Origin of the sequence: Streptomyces sp. 6-11-2, from assembly GCF_006540305.1 — a bacterium.
Lineage (GTDB): Bacteria > Actinomycetota > Actinomycetes > Streptomycetales > Streptomycetaceae > Streptomyces.
The window spans coordinates 4170082-4185276 of the sequence record NZ_BJOR01000001.1 but is presented as its reverse complement, the minus strand read 5'-3'; the positions used below and the strand labels follow the sequence as shown (position 1 = coordinate 4185276).

Here is a 15195-nt window from a genome sequence, read left to right as displayed (position 1 = left end):
GCTACTCCGTCGCGATCGCGTTCAGTACGTTCATCCGGCCCGCCCGGAAGGCCGGGATCAGGGCGGCGAACAGGCCCACGAAGGCCGAGCCGATGAAGACTCCGGCGATCGTGCCCCAGGGGATCTCCAGGACCTTCAGGCCCTCCAGGGCGAGGAGCTTCTGGGCGGTCGCGCCCCAGCCCATGCCAAGCCCCAGGCCCAGCAGCGCGCCGAACAGGGCGATCACCACGGACTCCAGGCGGATCATGCGGCGCAGCTGGCGGCGGGAGAGGCCGATCGCCCGCATCAGGCCGATCTCCCTCGTCCGCTCGACCACCGACAGCGCCAGGGTGTTCACCACACCCAGGACGGCGACGATGATCGCCAGGGCGAGCAGGCCGTAGACCATGTTGAGCAGCTGGCCGATCTGGTTCTGCAGCTCCTCCTTGTAGTCGGTCTGGTCGCGCACGGTGTACTGCGGGTAGTCGTGCAGCGCGGACTTGAGCGCCTGGTACGCGGCGGTCTCCTGACCGTCCTTGGCGGTGGCGAAGAGCAGCAGGTCGAGCGGCATCCGGTCGGCGGGCAGGTACTTTCCGACCGTGGCGATCGAGACGTACATCGCGCCATTGTCGATCAGGCCGTCGTCGCTGGTGATCGCGCGGACCGTGAGCTCGGCCGTCCTGCCGCCCTTGAAACCGACCTCGACCGTGGACCCCTGCTTGATGCCGTGCTTCTTGGCGAAGCCCTCGGGGACGGACATCGAGTCGGGACCGTAGGCGTCGTCGAGCGTGCCGGCGACCGTCTTGGTGCGTAGGTCCTGGGCGTACGTCGGGTCGGCCGCGTTGATCATCTCGTTCTTGGAGGTACGGCCGTCCGGCGTGGTCAGGGAGACGTCCACGAGCTTGTACTCGGTGACCCGCTCCAGTCCCGGGGCATCCTTCACGGCCTTCACCGCCTGCGGGGTGATGACCTCGCCGTTGTCACTCTGGATGATGAAGTCCGTGCCGACGGTCTTGTCGAGCTGGTCGGTGGCGGAGGCGACCATCGAGGAGCCGACCACCGACAGGCAGGCCACCAGGGCCAGGCCGATCATCAGCGCGGCACCCGTGGCGCCGGTGCGGCGCGGGTTGCGCAGCGCGTTGCGCTCGGCCATCCGCCCGATCGGACCGAAGATCCGCAGCAGGACCACGCTGAGCACGCGGACCAGGCCGCCCACGAGCAGCGGGCCGACGACGACGAGGCCGATCAGGGTGAGCACCACACCCAGGCCCAGCCACGCCGAGCCCTGAGTGGCCTTGTCGGCGTTGGCCGCGGCGTACAGGCTCGCGGCGCCGACGCCGGTGAGGACCAGGCCGACGACGGCCCGTACGGTCCCGGCCCTGCCGTCGGCCGGGGTCCCCGCGTCGCGCAGGGCGGCCATCGGGGAGACCTTGCCGGCCCGCCGGGCGGGCAGGTAGGCGGCGAGGACGGTGACGACCACGCCGAGGACCAGACCGATCACGGGGGTGGTCCAGGCGACCGTGAGGTCGTCGGTGGACAGGTGCATGCCCATCTGGCTCATGAGCTTCATCAGGCCGACCGCGATGCCGACGCCCGCCCCGACACCGAGCACCGAGCCGACCACGCCCAGCAGCAGCGCCTCGACCAGCACGGACCGGTTGACCTGACGGCGGGAGGAGCCGATGGCGCGCATCAGGCCGATCTCGCGGGTGCGCTGGGCGACCAGCATCGAGAAGGTGTTGATGATCAGGAAGATGCCGACCAGGAAGGCGATTCCGGCGAAGCCGAGCATCCCGTACTTCATCACGTTCAGGAAGCTCTCGATGTCCTTCTGGTTGGCGTCGGCGACCTCCTTGGCGGTCTGCACCTTGTAGCCGGCGCCGAGCGCGGAGGCCACGTTCTTCTTCAGCTGCTCGTCGGTGACGCCCTTGGCGGCCGTCACGTTGACGTTCGTGTACACGTCGGTCCGGCCGACCAGGGTCTGCTGGGCGGTCCTGGTGTCCAGGTAGAAGATCGCCGCGCCGGGGTTGGTGACGGTGAAGGCGGCGATGCCCGACACGTGCGCGCGGTGGGTGCCGACCGCGGTGATCACACCGATCTCGTCGCCGAGCTTCAGGTGGTGCTTGTCGGCGGTGTCGGCGTCGACCATCACCTGGTCCGGGCCCTTGGGCGCCGCACCGGAGGTGATCTTCATGGTGCGGGAGTCGTTGTCGTTCCAGTTGCCGACGATGGTGGGCGCGCCGCTGCTGGGCGACAGCTTGTCCTTGTCGGCGTCGACGACGGTCACCGAGGTGGAGAACACCGTCCCCTCGGCGGCCCGCACGCCCTGGGCCCGGCGCACCTCGCCGAGCACGGAGGCCTGCATGACCGGCGGCTTGCCGGTGCGGGAGGTGGTCTCACCGGTGTCGGACGAGGTCCTGGCGCTCACCGTCACGTCCGAGGCGGTCGCCTGGAACAGCTTGTCGAACGTGGTGTTCATGGTGTCGGTGAACACGAGCGTGCCGCACACGAAGGCCACCGACAGCAGCACGGCGACGGCCGACAGCGCCATGCGCCCCTTGTGCGCGAAGAAGTTGCGCAGGGAGGTCTTCAGGACGGTCATGACGTACGCCCCCGGGCGTCGAAGTCCTTCATGCGGTCCAGGACCTGATCGGCCGTCGGCTGGTTCATCTCGTCGACGATCCGGCCGTCGGCGAGGTACAGCACGCGGTCGGCGTAGGAGGCGGCCACCGGGTCGTGCGTGACCATCACGATCGTCTGGCCCAGCTCGTCCACGGACCGGCGCAGGAAACCCAGCACCTCGGCGCCCGCCCGGGAGTCCAGGTTGCCGGTCGGCTCGTCACCGAAGATGATCTCGGGCCGGGCGGCCAGGGCCCGGGCCACGGCGACGCGCTGCTGCTGGCCGCCGGAGAGCTGGTTGGGCCGGTGCTTGAGCCGTCCCGCGAGGCCGACGGTCTCCACCACCTGCTCCAGCCACTTCCGGTCCGGCTTGCGGCCGGCGATGTCCATGGGCAGGGTGATGTTCTCGAGCGCGTTCAGCGTGGGCAGCAGGTTGAACGCCTGGAAGATGAAACCGATCCGGTCCCGGCGCAACTGTGTGAGCTTCTTGTCCTTCAGCCCGGTGATCTCGGTCTCGTCCAGGAAGATCTGACCGCTCGTCACGGTGTCGAGACCGGCGAGGCAGTGCATCAGCGTGGACTTGCCGGAGCCGGAGGGGCCCATGATCGCGGTGAACCGGCCGCGGGCGATGTCCACGTCGACGTGGTCGAGGGCGACGACACGGGTCTCCCCGGCCCCGTACGCCTTCACGACCTGCCGCGCCCGCGCGGCGACGGCCGTAGTCCCTCCAGTACCCCCGTGCCTGGGAATGGTCACAGCCGTTGTCACGTCAAGTCTCCTATGTCGGTCTGCTGGTGAAACGCGTCTGGTGGCGAGTGGCGTCTGCTGGTGAATCGCGGTGGTGAGCCGCGTTCGATGGAACGAGTCGGTGCGTGTACGTAGTGCGCTGCGGTACGCCGTCGAGTCTGGTCGACGGGGGGTGTCCGGCGCGCTGGTGCTCAGCGCAGTCTTCTCCGGGGGTAAACCCCACCCCCGCCGCTCCGGCGCACCGCCCCCCGCGGCGTAAAGCCAGGTTAAGGACCGCCCCCGTCCCCGCTCGTCCTCCGTCGGTACGAACCCTCCCCGACCCCGGGTACGGAGCTTCCCCTAGGGGGTCTCCCCCCGTGGGTGGACACGTTCTCAGGGTCGCCTCCGCCTCCCGGCCTCCTCAGCCTCCGCCCTCCCGCTACGTGAAGGTCAAGTGGGAAGCTGTCCGAGGCAGATGGATGCAGGGGGAAAGGATCCGGGGTGGGCAGCACCGAACCCACGACACGGCAGGCCGCTCGACCCGGCGCGACCGACCGGCGGGGCGCGGTCGTCGCCGCGCTCATGCTGGCCATGGCGCTGGCCGCCCTCGACTCGACGATCGTGTCGACGGCCGTGCCGCAGATCGTCGGGGACCTGGGTGGCTTCTCGGTGTTCTCGTGGCTGTTCTCGGGCTATCTGCTGGCCGTGACGGTGACTCTGCCCGTCTACGGCAAGCTGTCCGACACCTTCGGCCGCAAGCCGGTGCTCGTCGCGGGCGCGGTCGTCTTCCTCGTCGGCTCCCTGCTGTGCGCCGGCGCCTGGAACATGGGCGCGCTGATCGCCTTCCGCGTCGTCCAGGGCCTGGGCGGCGGGGCGTTGCAGGGCACGATCCAGACACTCGCCGCCGACCTGTACCCGCTGGAGCAGCGTCCGAAGATCCAGGCGAAGCTCTCCACGGTGTGGGCGGTGTCGGCGATCGCCGGACCGGCCCTGGGCGGCGTCTTGGCCGCCTACGCCGACTGGCGCTGGATCTTCCTGGTCAACCTTCCGATCGGCGCCGTCGCCCTGTGGCTCATCGTCCGCCACCTGCGCGAGCCCGAGCGGGAGCCGCGGTCGCGCCCGCGCGTCGACTGGGCGGGCGCGCTGGCGGTGTTCGCGTGCGCGGGCGCCCTGCTCACCGCGGTGGTGCAGGGCGGGGTGGCGTGGCCGTGGCTGTCGGCGCCGTCGCTCGCCCTGTTCGGTACGGGGCTGGCGCTGGCCGCCGCGGTGGTGGTGATCGAACGGCGAGCGGCGGAGCCGATCCTCCCGGGCTGGGTGTGGCGCCGCCGTACGATCGCCGCGGTGAATCTCGCCCTGGGCGCGCTGGGGCTGCTGATGGTCGCCCCGACGGTCTTCCTGCCCACGTACGCCCAGTCGGTGCTCGGCCTGGCGCCGGTGGCCGCCGGTTTCGTCCTGTCGGTCTGGACGCTGAGCTGGCCGGTGGCGGCCGCGCTCAGTCAGCACGTCTACCGGCGGATCGGCTTCCGCAACACCGCCATGCTCGGCATCGGCGCGGCGGCGCTGACCCTGTTCGCCTTCCCCTTCCTGCCCTACCCCGGCGCGGCCTGGCAGCCCGCCGCGCTGATGCTGGTGCTGGGCGCGGCCCTCGGCCTGTTCCAGCTCCCCCTCATCGTGGGCGTCCAGTCGACGGTGGGGTGGTCGGAGCGGGGCACCGCCACCGCTTCCATCCTCTTCTGCCGCCAGACCGGCCAGACACTCGGCGCGTCCGTCTTCGGCGCGGTCGCCAACGGGGTGCTGGCCACCCGCCTCGGCGGCGCGAGCGACCTGGACTCGGTGACGCGGGCGCTGAGTTCGGGCACGGCGCCGGAGGCCACACGCCGGGCCATCGCGGACGCGGTCCACGCGGTGTACGTGGGAGCGGGGTGCGCGGCGGTACTGGCGTTCACGGTGCTGCTGGTACTGGCGCCGCGCCGCTTCCCGGTACTGAAGGAATGAGGCGGCCGCCCGCGGGGCGCCAGGGTCTTTCGTACGGATCAGGCCGGGGTACCCCCAGCGGTGTTGTCGTCGTGATCCAAACGAGAGGCACTAGTCGGCCCACGCTCCTTCCTTCAGCGCCGTGATGCTGTCCCGCACGGTGTCCATCTGGGCCCGTACGGCGTCCCACACCTCGCCGTGCTCCCGCAGGACCCGGTCGGTCTCGTGGGCGATCCGGTCCGCGCGCAGCCGCGCCTCGGCCAGCAGCCCCGCCGCCCGCTCGCGTGCCTCCTCCGGTTCCCGCCGCGCCACCTCCCACGCGTCGGCAAGGGCCTGCTCCGCCTCGGACAGCGCCGTCTCGGCGGCCGCGACCCGCTCGGTGTGGTCCACCTCCAGCGCGACCTGGCGCTCCGTCACCTCCTGTTCCGCGTCGACCAGGGCGTCCGCCTGTTCGCGGGACTGCTCGGTGAGCATCCCGGACGTGCGCTGCCGCATCTCCCGCAGCGCCGCCAGCGCCTCGCCGCGGGACTCCTTCGCCTCGCGCCGCACGGAGATCCGGATGTCGTCGGCCTCCGCACGTGCCCCGAGCAGCCGCTGCCGGGCCCGTTCGTCCGCCTCGGCGCGTACGGCGTCGGCGTGCGCCCGCGCGTCCTGGAGCACATCCTCCGCGTGTGTCCGCGCCGTCTCCAGCAGTTCGTCCGCCTCCTGCCGCGCCCCCTCCCGGACCCTCCGCGCCTCCTCAAGGCCCAGCTCGTACAGTCGCCGGGCGCCCTCGCCCAGCGACTCGTAGGTCTGCTCGCCGAGTCGCGCGACCCTCTCCCGCAGGGCCTCGAGTTCCTCCTCCATGTTCCTGGCCAGGACGGTCAGCCGCGCGGCTCGCTCCCAGGCGGCGTCCCGGTCGCCGGAGAGGGAGTCCGCGAAGGCCTTCACCTGATCGGGGCGGTAGCCGCGTCCCCGTACGACCACGAAGCCGTGGAGCGACATCGGTGCGCTGCCCATCCTGGACCCCTCTCCCGCCGGCGGTGATTTCGCGCACATCTTGAGGGATTGGGAGGAAATGTTCATAACGCGACACTCCGGGCGCGACCGGCAGCCGGCCTCGAACACAAAAGGGCCGGGCCCGGTCACACGACCGGGCCCGGCCCCTTGGTCCGAACGCTCACACGCTCACCTGCTCACAGCAGTCCGTCCCACATCTGCTCCAGCAGCACCGACCACCAGCTCTCGGGCGAACCGAGCGCCGCCGGGTCGAGCGCGGCCAACTGCGCCTGGAAGTCGACGGTCCAGCGGCCCGCCTGCTCCTGGTTCAGGCCGAACCGCAGCCGCCACATCCGGCCGAGCAGCGCCAGGCAGCGCGCGAACTCCGGCAGACCGGTGTTCACGAACTGCGGCGCCACGGGCGCACCACCCGGCCCCGCCTCCACGGGCACCGCCACGATGTTCGCCGTGCCGTACTGCACGCAGATCGCCTTGCCGAAGTCGCTGCCCATGACGAGGTAGGAACCCGCGTCCGACGCCGGCTGCACCCCGCGCTCGGCCGCCAGCTCCGCCAGCGTCGGCACCGGGCGGCCCGGCTGGGCCTGCGCCCAGAAGAACGGGCCCATGTCCATGGGCAGACCCGCCACCACCAGCGTGTGCGCCACGACCGGCGGTACGCCCTGCCGGGAGACCGCCGCCTGCTCGAACCGGAAGACACCCGGCCCGAACGCCGCGGCGAGCTCCTGCGCGATCCCCTCCGGGGGGATCGGCGGTACCGGCTGCACCGGCGGCAGCGGCGCGCGGACCGGTCCGGGACGGGCCGGACCGTCCGCCACCTGGTGCAACTCACCCTGGTGAGCGAGCAGTTGCTGCATGCCCTGCTGGCGGCTCGCGTGGTCGGTGCCGTACGGGGCGATGGACGCGATGCGGGCCTGCGGCCACTGCTCACGGATCATCCGCGCGCAGTACGCGCCCGGCAGCTCGCAGGACTCCAGCTCCGTGTGCAGCTCCAGGACCCGGTCCGGCGGCACGTTCATGGCCCGCAGTTCGTGGAAGATCTGCCACTCCGGGTGCGGCGTGCCGGGCGCGGAGCGCCGGATCAGCTGCTGCTCGGAACCGTCGTGCGCGCGGTAGCGCAACACGGCCTGGTAGCCGGGCCCGACGGTCGGCTGCCCCTGCTGGGGGTAGCCGTAGGCCGGAGAATGCTGCCCCGGAACGGGCGGCTGACCGGGCATCGCCTGACCAGGGACAAGCGGCTGACCGGGCATCACCTGACCGGGCATGGGCGGCGCGCCCGGCGGCGGCACCGCGCCCGGGGGCATGGGCGGCGGGGTACCCGGGGCCATGGGCGGCGGGCTGCCCGGAGGCATGCCAGGCATCCCAGGGCCGCCCGGGGCGCCGGGCGCGCCCGGGGGCGGCGGAGGCGTGTGGGGACCGCCCGAGGGGGGCGCGGCCAGCATCGTCTCCGCGTGGTGCACGGCTCCCGGAGCCCCGGACATGCCCGGGGCACCCGGAGGCACACCGGGGGCGCCAGGAACGCCCGGCCCAGCAGGGGGTGTCGGCGGCTGCGACGCGCCGGAGGCACCAGGCGGCTTGGGCGCACCCGGAACTCCCGGAGCACCGGGCGGAGCCGACGGGGGCGGGGTGCCTCCACCGCTCTGGCCGGGGTCGGCGAACATCGTGGCCGCGTGGTGGACGCCGCCCGGGGGCGTACCGCCGGGCGTGCCCGGACCGGTGAGGCCCTCGGGCCCGTCGGGGCCGAGCGACGACACCATCTGGGTCGGCACGTAACCGCCTGCGGCGCCCGAAGGGGGAGGTGTGGACGGACCACCGGGCCGCACGCCCGGCGTGCCCGGAGCACCCGGCGGCGGAGGCGTGGTCGAACCGCCCCCACGGCGCGGCGGAGGCGCCGCCTTGCTGGTCGCGGCGTCGGCGATGTCACCGGCGTTGGACGCGAGCGGCCGCCCGTGACCGGCACCGCCCGGCGCCTGCGCACCCGGGACCGGCGGCGGAGGCGGCGTACCGGGAGCCGCGGGGCCACCCGGCCCACCCGGCCCGTGCGGATACCCGTACCCGGCATCCCCCACCGGCCCGGACGGCGGCGGAGGCGTACCCGGAGCCCCGGGACCACCCGGCCCACCCGGCCCCTGCGGATACCCGTACCCGGCATCCCCCACCGGCCCGGACGGCGGCGGAGGCGTACCCGGAGCCGCGGGACCACCCGGCCCACCCGGCCCCTGCGGAAACCCGTACCCCGCGCCCGGGGCGGGCGAAGTACCCGGCGGGACCGGCCCGTTGGACTCGTCGACCGCCGGTGCGAACGTCGTGCGCGGGAGCGCGCTGCCGCCCGCCATCAGCGCCGTCTTGGCGTCCGGCGGGGCGGCGGGCGGCGGGGTGTCGTCGTCGGAACCGCTCAGCGGCGGCGCGAACACGGTCGCCGGCAGCGGTACGGAACGGTCGTCCCCGGTGTCGGCGTTGGTGTCCGTACCCGCCCACGGGGTCGCCCCGGCCGGCGCACCCGGCGCACCCGCACCCGCGGGCGCGCCCAGCGGCACCCCGGCCTGCGTCTGAGGAAGCGAACCACTCCCGGCCGCCTCCGCCGACGCGGCGGCGGCCGCGCCGCCCCCCGTGCCCGATGCGCCGCGCCGGTCCGGAATGCCCATCCGGTCCGCCGCCTCCTGGAGCCACTCCGGCGGGCTCAGCAGGAAGGACGTCTGATTCAGGTCCACCCGCGCCGGGGGCGCAGGGGCCGCGCCGGCGGCCGGCTCGACCCGGCCGTACTCCTCCTCGTACCGGCGGACCACCTCGCCCACCGGCAGCGCGGGCCACAGCGTGGCCTCCCCGCTGTCCCGGGCGATCACCAGCCGCTGCGCGCCCCCGTCCAGGCGCGGGCCGCCCTCACGGTCCTCGGCCCACACCACGAAGCCCAGCTCGAACTCCCGTACCCGCACCTCGCGGTGCTGGTACGCGGGCACATCCCCGTTGATCCACTCCTCGGCGCGCTCCTGCGCCTGCGCGAACGTCACCATCGCTCGACTCACTCCCCCACCGACGAGACGGCCACGGCACGGACGAAACCGCCGTCCACCATCAGGTTCGCCACCGTCTCCAGCTCCGGCGGCGAACCCGCCAGCCGGGACAGGAACACGTCGAAGTCCTCACCGCACGGGAGCAGCAGCCGCTGCACCCGCTCCGCCTGCGGCCAGGACGGATCCACGTCCCGTACGTCGTCGTACGCGCAGAACCACACCGAACCGGCCCGCTCGCCCTTCACCTTCACCGCGAGCAGTCCGCCCTGGACGAAGCCGACGGCCAGGTAGTCCTTGGTCAGATGGTCGCGCAGGCACTTGTTGACGTACACCAGGTCGTTGACCGCGGCTTCTTCGCGGACCGTGAAGAACGGCTGGTCGACCAGCAGCCCCAACTCCGCGTCCAGGGCGGTCCCGACGGGCGCGCAGCCGCCCGCCGCCTTCAGGAACGAGCGGTAGGCGCCCGGCAGCCGGTACCCGAGGTCCTCCTCGACCCCCTGCACCTGCTGCTCCGCCACCGCGGCACCCGACTTCGGCAGCCGGAAGTGCGCCGGCCGCGTCTCCTGCAACGGGCGGGTGCCCCGCTTGTTCTGGTCGACGTTCGCGGTCGCGATCCCGCCGTGGTGGCGCAGCAGCGCCTTCACCTCCACCGGGACCAGTTCCAGGCGCCGGGAGCCGGCCACGTGGTGCCACGTCCAGCCGTGCGGGGTCGCCACGTTCGGCACCGTGTCCCACAACTCGTGCCCCGACGCCGCCATCGCCGCGTTCGCGGACACGTAGTCCGTCAGCCGCAGTTCGTCGACCCCGAACCCCTGCGGCGGCTCCGCGATCTCCACCGCGGCCCGCGCGTACGGCGAGAAGTCGGGGAAACCGCGGTCGTCCACCCGCACCCCTCTCGGGTGACGTGCGGCCCGGACCGGATCCGGGAAGTGCACGACCTGCCCGGCATAGGCCGCGTTCGGCGGCGCGGCCTGTCCCCCAGCCTGGCGGCCGGGTGGTACCCCGAGCCCGAGCCGACCTGTCGTCATGGCTGTTGCCCCCTGCGGCACTCTGTACGGCCCACGGCGACCGGCTCGCTGCTCCGCCCCGCCGAGGCCCGTATCCCTACTACTCTCCCACGCGTCCGCCGCGCGCGTCGCGGCGTGCCGACAGCCTATGCGGTACGACGTCACCGGTCACCGGGCCGCCACCCGCCGGCCAGGCCCCGCCGTGACCAGCCGTCACCTTCCAGTGACGCACTGCCCCGGACGGGGTGTGTCACACCGCCCCAGCTTCCGCAGCAGCCACGCCATTTGGCACTCTGTGAGTTTCCGGGGGATGCACGGGAGGGAAAAACGATCATGAACGCGACGCAGACGGGACCGGACACGAGCGCCTCCGGCGACCCCAGAGTCGGCTGGAGCAGCGCCGAGACACCGCACGCGCCCGCGCTCCGCCACCGCCGGGACGGCATTCTCCCGACCGTCGCCGCCGCCCTCTCCGTGCGCGGCGCCACCCTCACGGGCACCGCCGCCCGAGGCGAGGAGCCGCCCGCCCTGCACCCCCTCGTCCAGGACTTCCTCGACGCCCTCACCAGCGCCCAGCGCGACCGCTTCACCGGCCGCTGCGCCGAGACCATCCTGATCTCCCGGCACATCACCGCCGCCGACGCCGCCCGGAGCAAACGTGCCTCCCGCAAACCCATGAGCAACGGCGAGGCCCGCAAGAGCCTGAAACACGCCAAACTCACCACCCGGCGCATCCGCGAGGACGGCGACCCCCTGCACGGCGGCTTCGCCGGCCCCTGCCGGGCCTGCACCGCGCTCAGCGCCCACTTCGGCGTCCGCATCGTCGACCCCGCCGCCGGGAAGAGCTGACCCGCCCGGCCACGAGACCCCCCGGCCGCGGTCGCCGCGAAACCCCCCACGACCGCACCACCCGCCACGGCGCCACCCGCCGCGGCACGATCCACGAACGAAGGGCAGATGCACGCCGACCGCGCCTCCTTCCCCAAACCCTCGGCTCCTCCTCATGGGCAGGGGGGAACCCCGGCTCGTTTCGCCGCACCCGTCGACGCCACGCTGCGCGCCGCCGGCTGGCAGCCGGGACGGTGGGACATAAAGCAGGCCGAGGTGTGGGCCGACGCCCTGCGCGAGCACCTCTCGCCCGCCGGCCACCACCACTCCGTGTTCCCCGCCGCCGTCGAGGCCTGGGCGGAATTCGGCGGCCTGCGCGTCTCGCCCACCGGGCCCGGCCGCCGGATCGCTCCCGCCGCCCTCGACCTGGATCCGCTGCACGGCCTCCACATGGCCCGCACCCTCGGCGACCTCGGCCGTGCCCTGGACACCGAGGTCTGCCCGCTGGGCGCCGAGACCGACAGCCGGTCCCTGCTCGCCATCGACACCGAGGGCCGCGTCTACGCCCTCGACCACACCGGCGACTGGTACCTCGGGCCCGACATCGACCAGGCCCTGTCGGCCCTCATCTCCGGCACGGAGCCCGTACGGCTCACCACGGGCTGAACACCCGTACGGCTCGCCGGCCCGCGGTGGGCGGGACTCACCGCGCACCGGACGGAAGCGCCGCTACGACGCCGGGATCACCGCCGACACCCGGAAGCCTCCCGCGTCCGTCGGCCCCGACACGAAGACACCGCCCAGCGCGACGACCCGCTCCCGCATACCGAGCAGTCCGTTCCCGCCCGACGGCAGCCCCGCCGACGCCGACGCGGGCTCGGGCGGCGGCTCGTTCTCCACCTGCATCGCGATCTCCGCCGAGCGGTGCGCCAGCCGCACGTACGTCTTCGCCCCCGCCGCGTGCTTGTGGACGTTCGTCAGCGCCTCCTGCACCACGCGGTACGCCGTCTGCTCGACCTCCGCCGCGTACGTGCGGACCGTGCCCTGCACCGACAGGTCCACGGCCATCCCGGCGGCAGCCGACTGCCCGACCAGCTCGTCCAGCTCCGACAGGCACGGCCCCTCGGGCGTGCCGCCGGCGGCCCGGGAGGCCGCGGCGGCCGCGGCGGCCCCCACCGCGGCGAGCGGCACGGCGTCCGGCGCGCCGGGCACACCCTGCTCCGACGCCTCCGCCCGCGTCCGGACCTGGCTCCGGGTCTGGGCCTGGGTCTGAACTTGGACCTGGGCCGGCCCCTCCGTGCTGCGCAGCACCCCGAGCATCTCCCGCAACTCGGTGAGCGCCTGCCGCCCCATGTCCCCCACCAGGGCCGCGTTCTTCACCGCCTTCTCCGGATCCTTGCGGGCCACGGCCTGCAACGCGGCGGCGTGGACCACCATCAGACTCACCCGGTGCGCGACCACGTCGTGCATCTCCCGCGCGATCCGGGTCCGCTCCTCGTTGCGGGCCCACTCGGCCCGCTCCTCCGCCCGCTCCGCGAGCAGCTGCAACTCCCGTTCGAGACTGTCCGCCCGCTCCCGCAGGCTCTCCATCAGCCGCCGCCGGGCCCCGACGTACAGGCCGAGAAGAAGGGGAGGGGCCGTCAGCCCGAGCGAGGTGGTCACCGCGGCGAACGGCACGAACCAGTTGCCGAGGGTCAGATCCCCGCGCGCCATGTCCTGGCGCACCCGCACGAACGTCACGATCATCGTCCCGAGCAGGGACATCCCGGCCAGCGCGGCGATCACCCTGCGTGGCAACTCGCACGAGGCCAGGGTGTAGAGCCCGACGATGCCCATCAGGAAGCCCATCTGGGCCGGCGTGATCGCGATCGCCACCAGCACCACGGCGATCGGCCACCGCCGCCGGATGAGCAGAACGGACCCCGCCAGCACCCCGAACACGATCCCCAGGGACGCCGGAATCCCCGCGTCCCGGGCGAACGGCACGCCCTCGGCCCCGCACTCCAGCGCGGACACCAGCGCCAGCCCCCCGTCGAGCGCGGCGCTGCGCCGGCGCGCCCACCACCACGGCCCGGTCGGGACCGCCTCGTGGTCTTCCCCCGTCGTGGTCATGGCTCCAGCCTACGGGCGCCGGCCGGGGCATTTCCGGTGAGTTCCGGGTACCGGACCCCAGCACACTCCGTAATCGGAGAACAGCGAAACCAGCCGGTATCCCTCGAACTGCTGAACCATGCCCTGTTCGATATCGGAAGCGGACATTCCATTCGGACCGCAGGCCCGTTCCGGGGGCCGGCGGGACGGAATCGTGGCCCGGACCCGGGCACGTCTCCGGTAAGGTCTGAAGCGCTGTCCCCCGTGGTGTAACTGGCAGCACACTGGTTTTTGGTACCAGCAGGACAAGGTTCGAATCCTTGCGGGGGAGCCGCGGTGCACACGGTCCCTGTCCGGGTCCCGTCCCCACGGGTCGGGACCCGCTCTCATATCTCCCCACAACCGCCCCGGTATCCTGCGGATGTCCACCCCCACCCATCCACAGCCGAAGGGCATCCCGTGAGCGCCATTCGCCCGGCAGCCGTCGTCGTTCTCGCAGCGGGTGAGGGCACCCGTATGAAGTCGGCCACACCGAAGGTTCTGCATGAGATCTGTGGCCGGTCACTGGTGGGCCATGTGCTCGCCGCCGCACGTGAGTTGAAGCCGGAGAACCTCGTCGTCGTGGTCGGGCACGCGCGGGAGCGGGTGACCGAGCACCTGGCCGAGGTCGACTCCGAGGTCCGCACCGCCGTGCAGGAGAAGCAGAAGGGCACCGGGCACGCGGTCCGGATGGGCCTCGAGGAGCTCGGCGGGCCCGTCGAGGGAACCGTGATCGTCGTCTGCGGCGACACTCCCCTCCTCACCGGTGAGACCCTCCAGCGGCTCGCCACCACGCACCAGGAGGACGGCAACGCCGTCACCGTGCTCAGCGCGGAGGTGCCGGACGCGACCGGCTACGGCCGGATCGTCCGCGACGCCGGCACGGGCGCGGTGACCGCGATCGTCGAGCACAAGGACGCCACCAAGGCCCAGCGGGCGATCCGGGAGATCAACTCCGGGGTGTTCGCGTTCGACGGGCGGCTGCTCGCCGACGCGCTGGGCAAGGTCCGGACGAACAACAGCCAGCACGAGGAGTACCTCACCGACGTCCTCGGGATCCTGCGCGAGGCCGGGCACCGGGTCGGTGCCTGCGTGGCCGGCGACCACCGGGAGATCGCCGGGATCAACAACCGGGTGCAGCTGGCCGAGGCGCGGCGGACCCTCAACGACCGCCTCCTGACGAACGCGATGCTCTCGGGTGTCACGGTCGTCGACCCGGCGACCACCTGGATCGACGTGACGGTGACCTTCGAGCAGGACGTCGTCGTGCACCCCGGCACGCAGCTGCACGGGACGACCCGGCTCGGCGAGGGCTGCGAGGTGGGCCCCAACAGCCGGCTGACGGACACCCGGGTCGGCGCGGGGGCGCGGGTGGACAACACGGTGTCCGACGGCGCCGTGGTGGGCCCGCAGGCCTCCGTGGGGCCGTACGCGTACCTGCGGCCGGGCACCCGGCTCGGGGTCAAGTCCAAGGTGGGTACGTACGTCGAGACGAAGAACGCCTCGATCGGCGAGGGGACCAAGGTTCCCCATCTGTCGTACGTCGGTGACGCCACCATCGGCGAGTACACGAACATCGGCGCGGCGAGCGTGTTCGTGAACTACGACGGGGAGAGCAAGCACCACACGACGGTCGGCTCGCACTGCAAGACCGGTTCGGACAACATGTTTGTGGCTCCCGTCACGATCGGCGACGGCGCCTACACCGCCGCCGGGTCCGTGATCACGAAGAACGTACCGCCCGGTTCGCTGGCCGTGGCCCGTGGCCAGCAGCGGAATATCGAGGGCTGGGTGGCTCGCAAGCGCCCGGGAAGCGCGGCGGCGAAGGCGGCCGAGTCGGTATCCGGACAGCCGGAGGGCGAAGCCTGACCGGAAACCGGCACGCCGAACACGGCGTACCGTGATAAGTGCAGCCCACCACGTTG

Annotated in this window: 10 protein-coding genes and 1 tRNA gene; 5 read left to right on the top strand and 6 right to left on the bottom strand. The window is 72.8% G+C overall.

The genetic code is table 11. The features are described from left to right. Window position 1 precedes the first annotated feature (1 nt). On the bottom strand, window positions 2-2581 hold the full coding sequence (locus tag TNCT6_RS18385) for an ABC transporter permease (RefSeq protein WP_141360395.1): 2580 nt from the start codon (window positions 2579-2581) through the stop codon (window positions 2-4). After that, entirely contained in the window at window positions 2578-3366 is a 789-nt protein-coding gene (locus tag TNCT6_RS18380) for an ABC transporter ATP-binding protein (RefSeq protein ID WP_141360394.1), read from the bottom strand. The genes TNCT6_RS18385 and TNCT6_RS18380 overlap by 4 nt, the downstream gene beginning before the upstream one ends. Window positions 3367-3825: 459 nt before the next feature. Here TNCT6_RS18380 and TNCT6_RS18375 point away from each other — a divergent pair, with 459 nt between their 5' ends. Next, window positions 3826-5319, top strand: coding sequence for an MFS transporter (locus TNCT6_RS18375; protein WP_253266151.1), 1494 nt, complete (start codon window positions 3826-3828; stop codon window positions 5317-5319). 90 nt (window positions 5320-5409) lie between these two features. On the opposite strand, the gene TNCT6_RS18370 is transcribed toward TNCT6_RS18375, so the two are convergent. The 3 genes from TNCT6_RS18370 to TNCT6_RS18360 form a co-directional block, all read right to left on the bottom strand. Next, window positions 5410-6297 (bottom strand): cellulose-binding protein, encoded by an 888-nt coding sequence (locus TNCT6_RS18370; protein WP_141360393.1) that lies wholly within the window; start codon window positions 6295-6297, stop codon window positions 5410-5412. A gap of 176 nt (window positions 6298-6473) precedes the next feature. Continuing rightward, window positions 6474-9305 carry an SUKH-4 family immunity protein gene (locus tag TNCT6_RS18365; RefSeq protein ID WP_141360392.1) on the bottom strand — a complete coding sequence of 944 codons (2832 nt, stop codon included), beginning with the start codon at window positions 9303-9305 and terminating at the stop codon, window positions 6474-6476. An 8-nt stretch (window positions 9306-9313) separates the two neighbouring features. Next, entirely contained in the window at window positions 9314-10333 is a 1020-nt protein-coding gene (locus TNCT6_RS18360; RefSeq protein WP_141360391.1) for an SMI1/KNR4 family protein, read from the bottom strand. 312 nt (window positions 10334-10645) lie between these two features. Between TNCT6_RS18360 and TNCT6_RS18355 the strand changes: the two genes are divergently transcribed. Together TNCT6_RS18355 and TNCT6_RS18350 are read left to right on the top strand one after the other, a co-directional pair. Further along, window positions 10646-11161, top strand: coding sequence for a YwqJ-related putative deaminase (locus TNCT6_RS18355; RefSeq protein ID WP_141360390.1), 516 nt, complete (start codon window positions 10646-10648; stop codon window positions 11159-11161). A 108-nt stretch (window positions 11162-11269) separates the two neighbouring features. Further along, entirely contained in the window at window positions 11270-11806 is a 537-nt protein-coding gene (locus TNCT6_RS18350; protein WP_141360389.1) for an SUKH-3 domain-containing protein, read from the top strand. Between the two features lie 63 nt (window positions 11807-11869). On the opposite strand, the gene TNCT6_RS18345 is transcribed toward TNCT6_RS18350, so the two are convergent. After that, window positions 11870-13252, bottom strand: coding sequence for a sensor histidine kinase (locus TNCT6_RS18345; RefSeq protein ID WP_141360388.1), 1383 nt, complete (start codon window positions 13250-13252; stop codon window positions 11870-11872). A gap of 237 nt (window positions 13253-13489) precedes the next feature. Here TNCT6_RS18345 and TNCT6_RS18340 point away from each other — a divergent pair. Next, window positions 13490-13562 (top strand) — tRNA-Gln (locus TNCT6_RS18340). 128 nt (window positions 13563-13690) lie between these two features. Next, on the top strand, window positions 13691-15139 hold the full coding sequence (gene glmU / locus TNCT6_RS18335; protein WP_141360387.1) for a bifunctional UDP-N-acetylglucosamine diphosphorylase/glucosamine-1-phosphate N-acetyltransferase GlmU: 1449 nt from the start codon (window positions 13691-13693) through the stop codon (window positions 15137-15139). The last annotated feature ends 56 nt before the right edge of the window (window positions 15140-15195 follow it).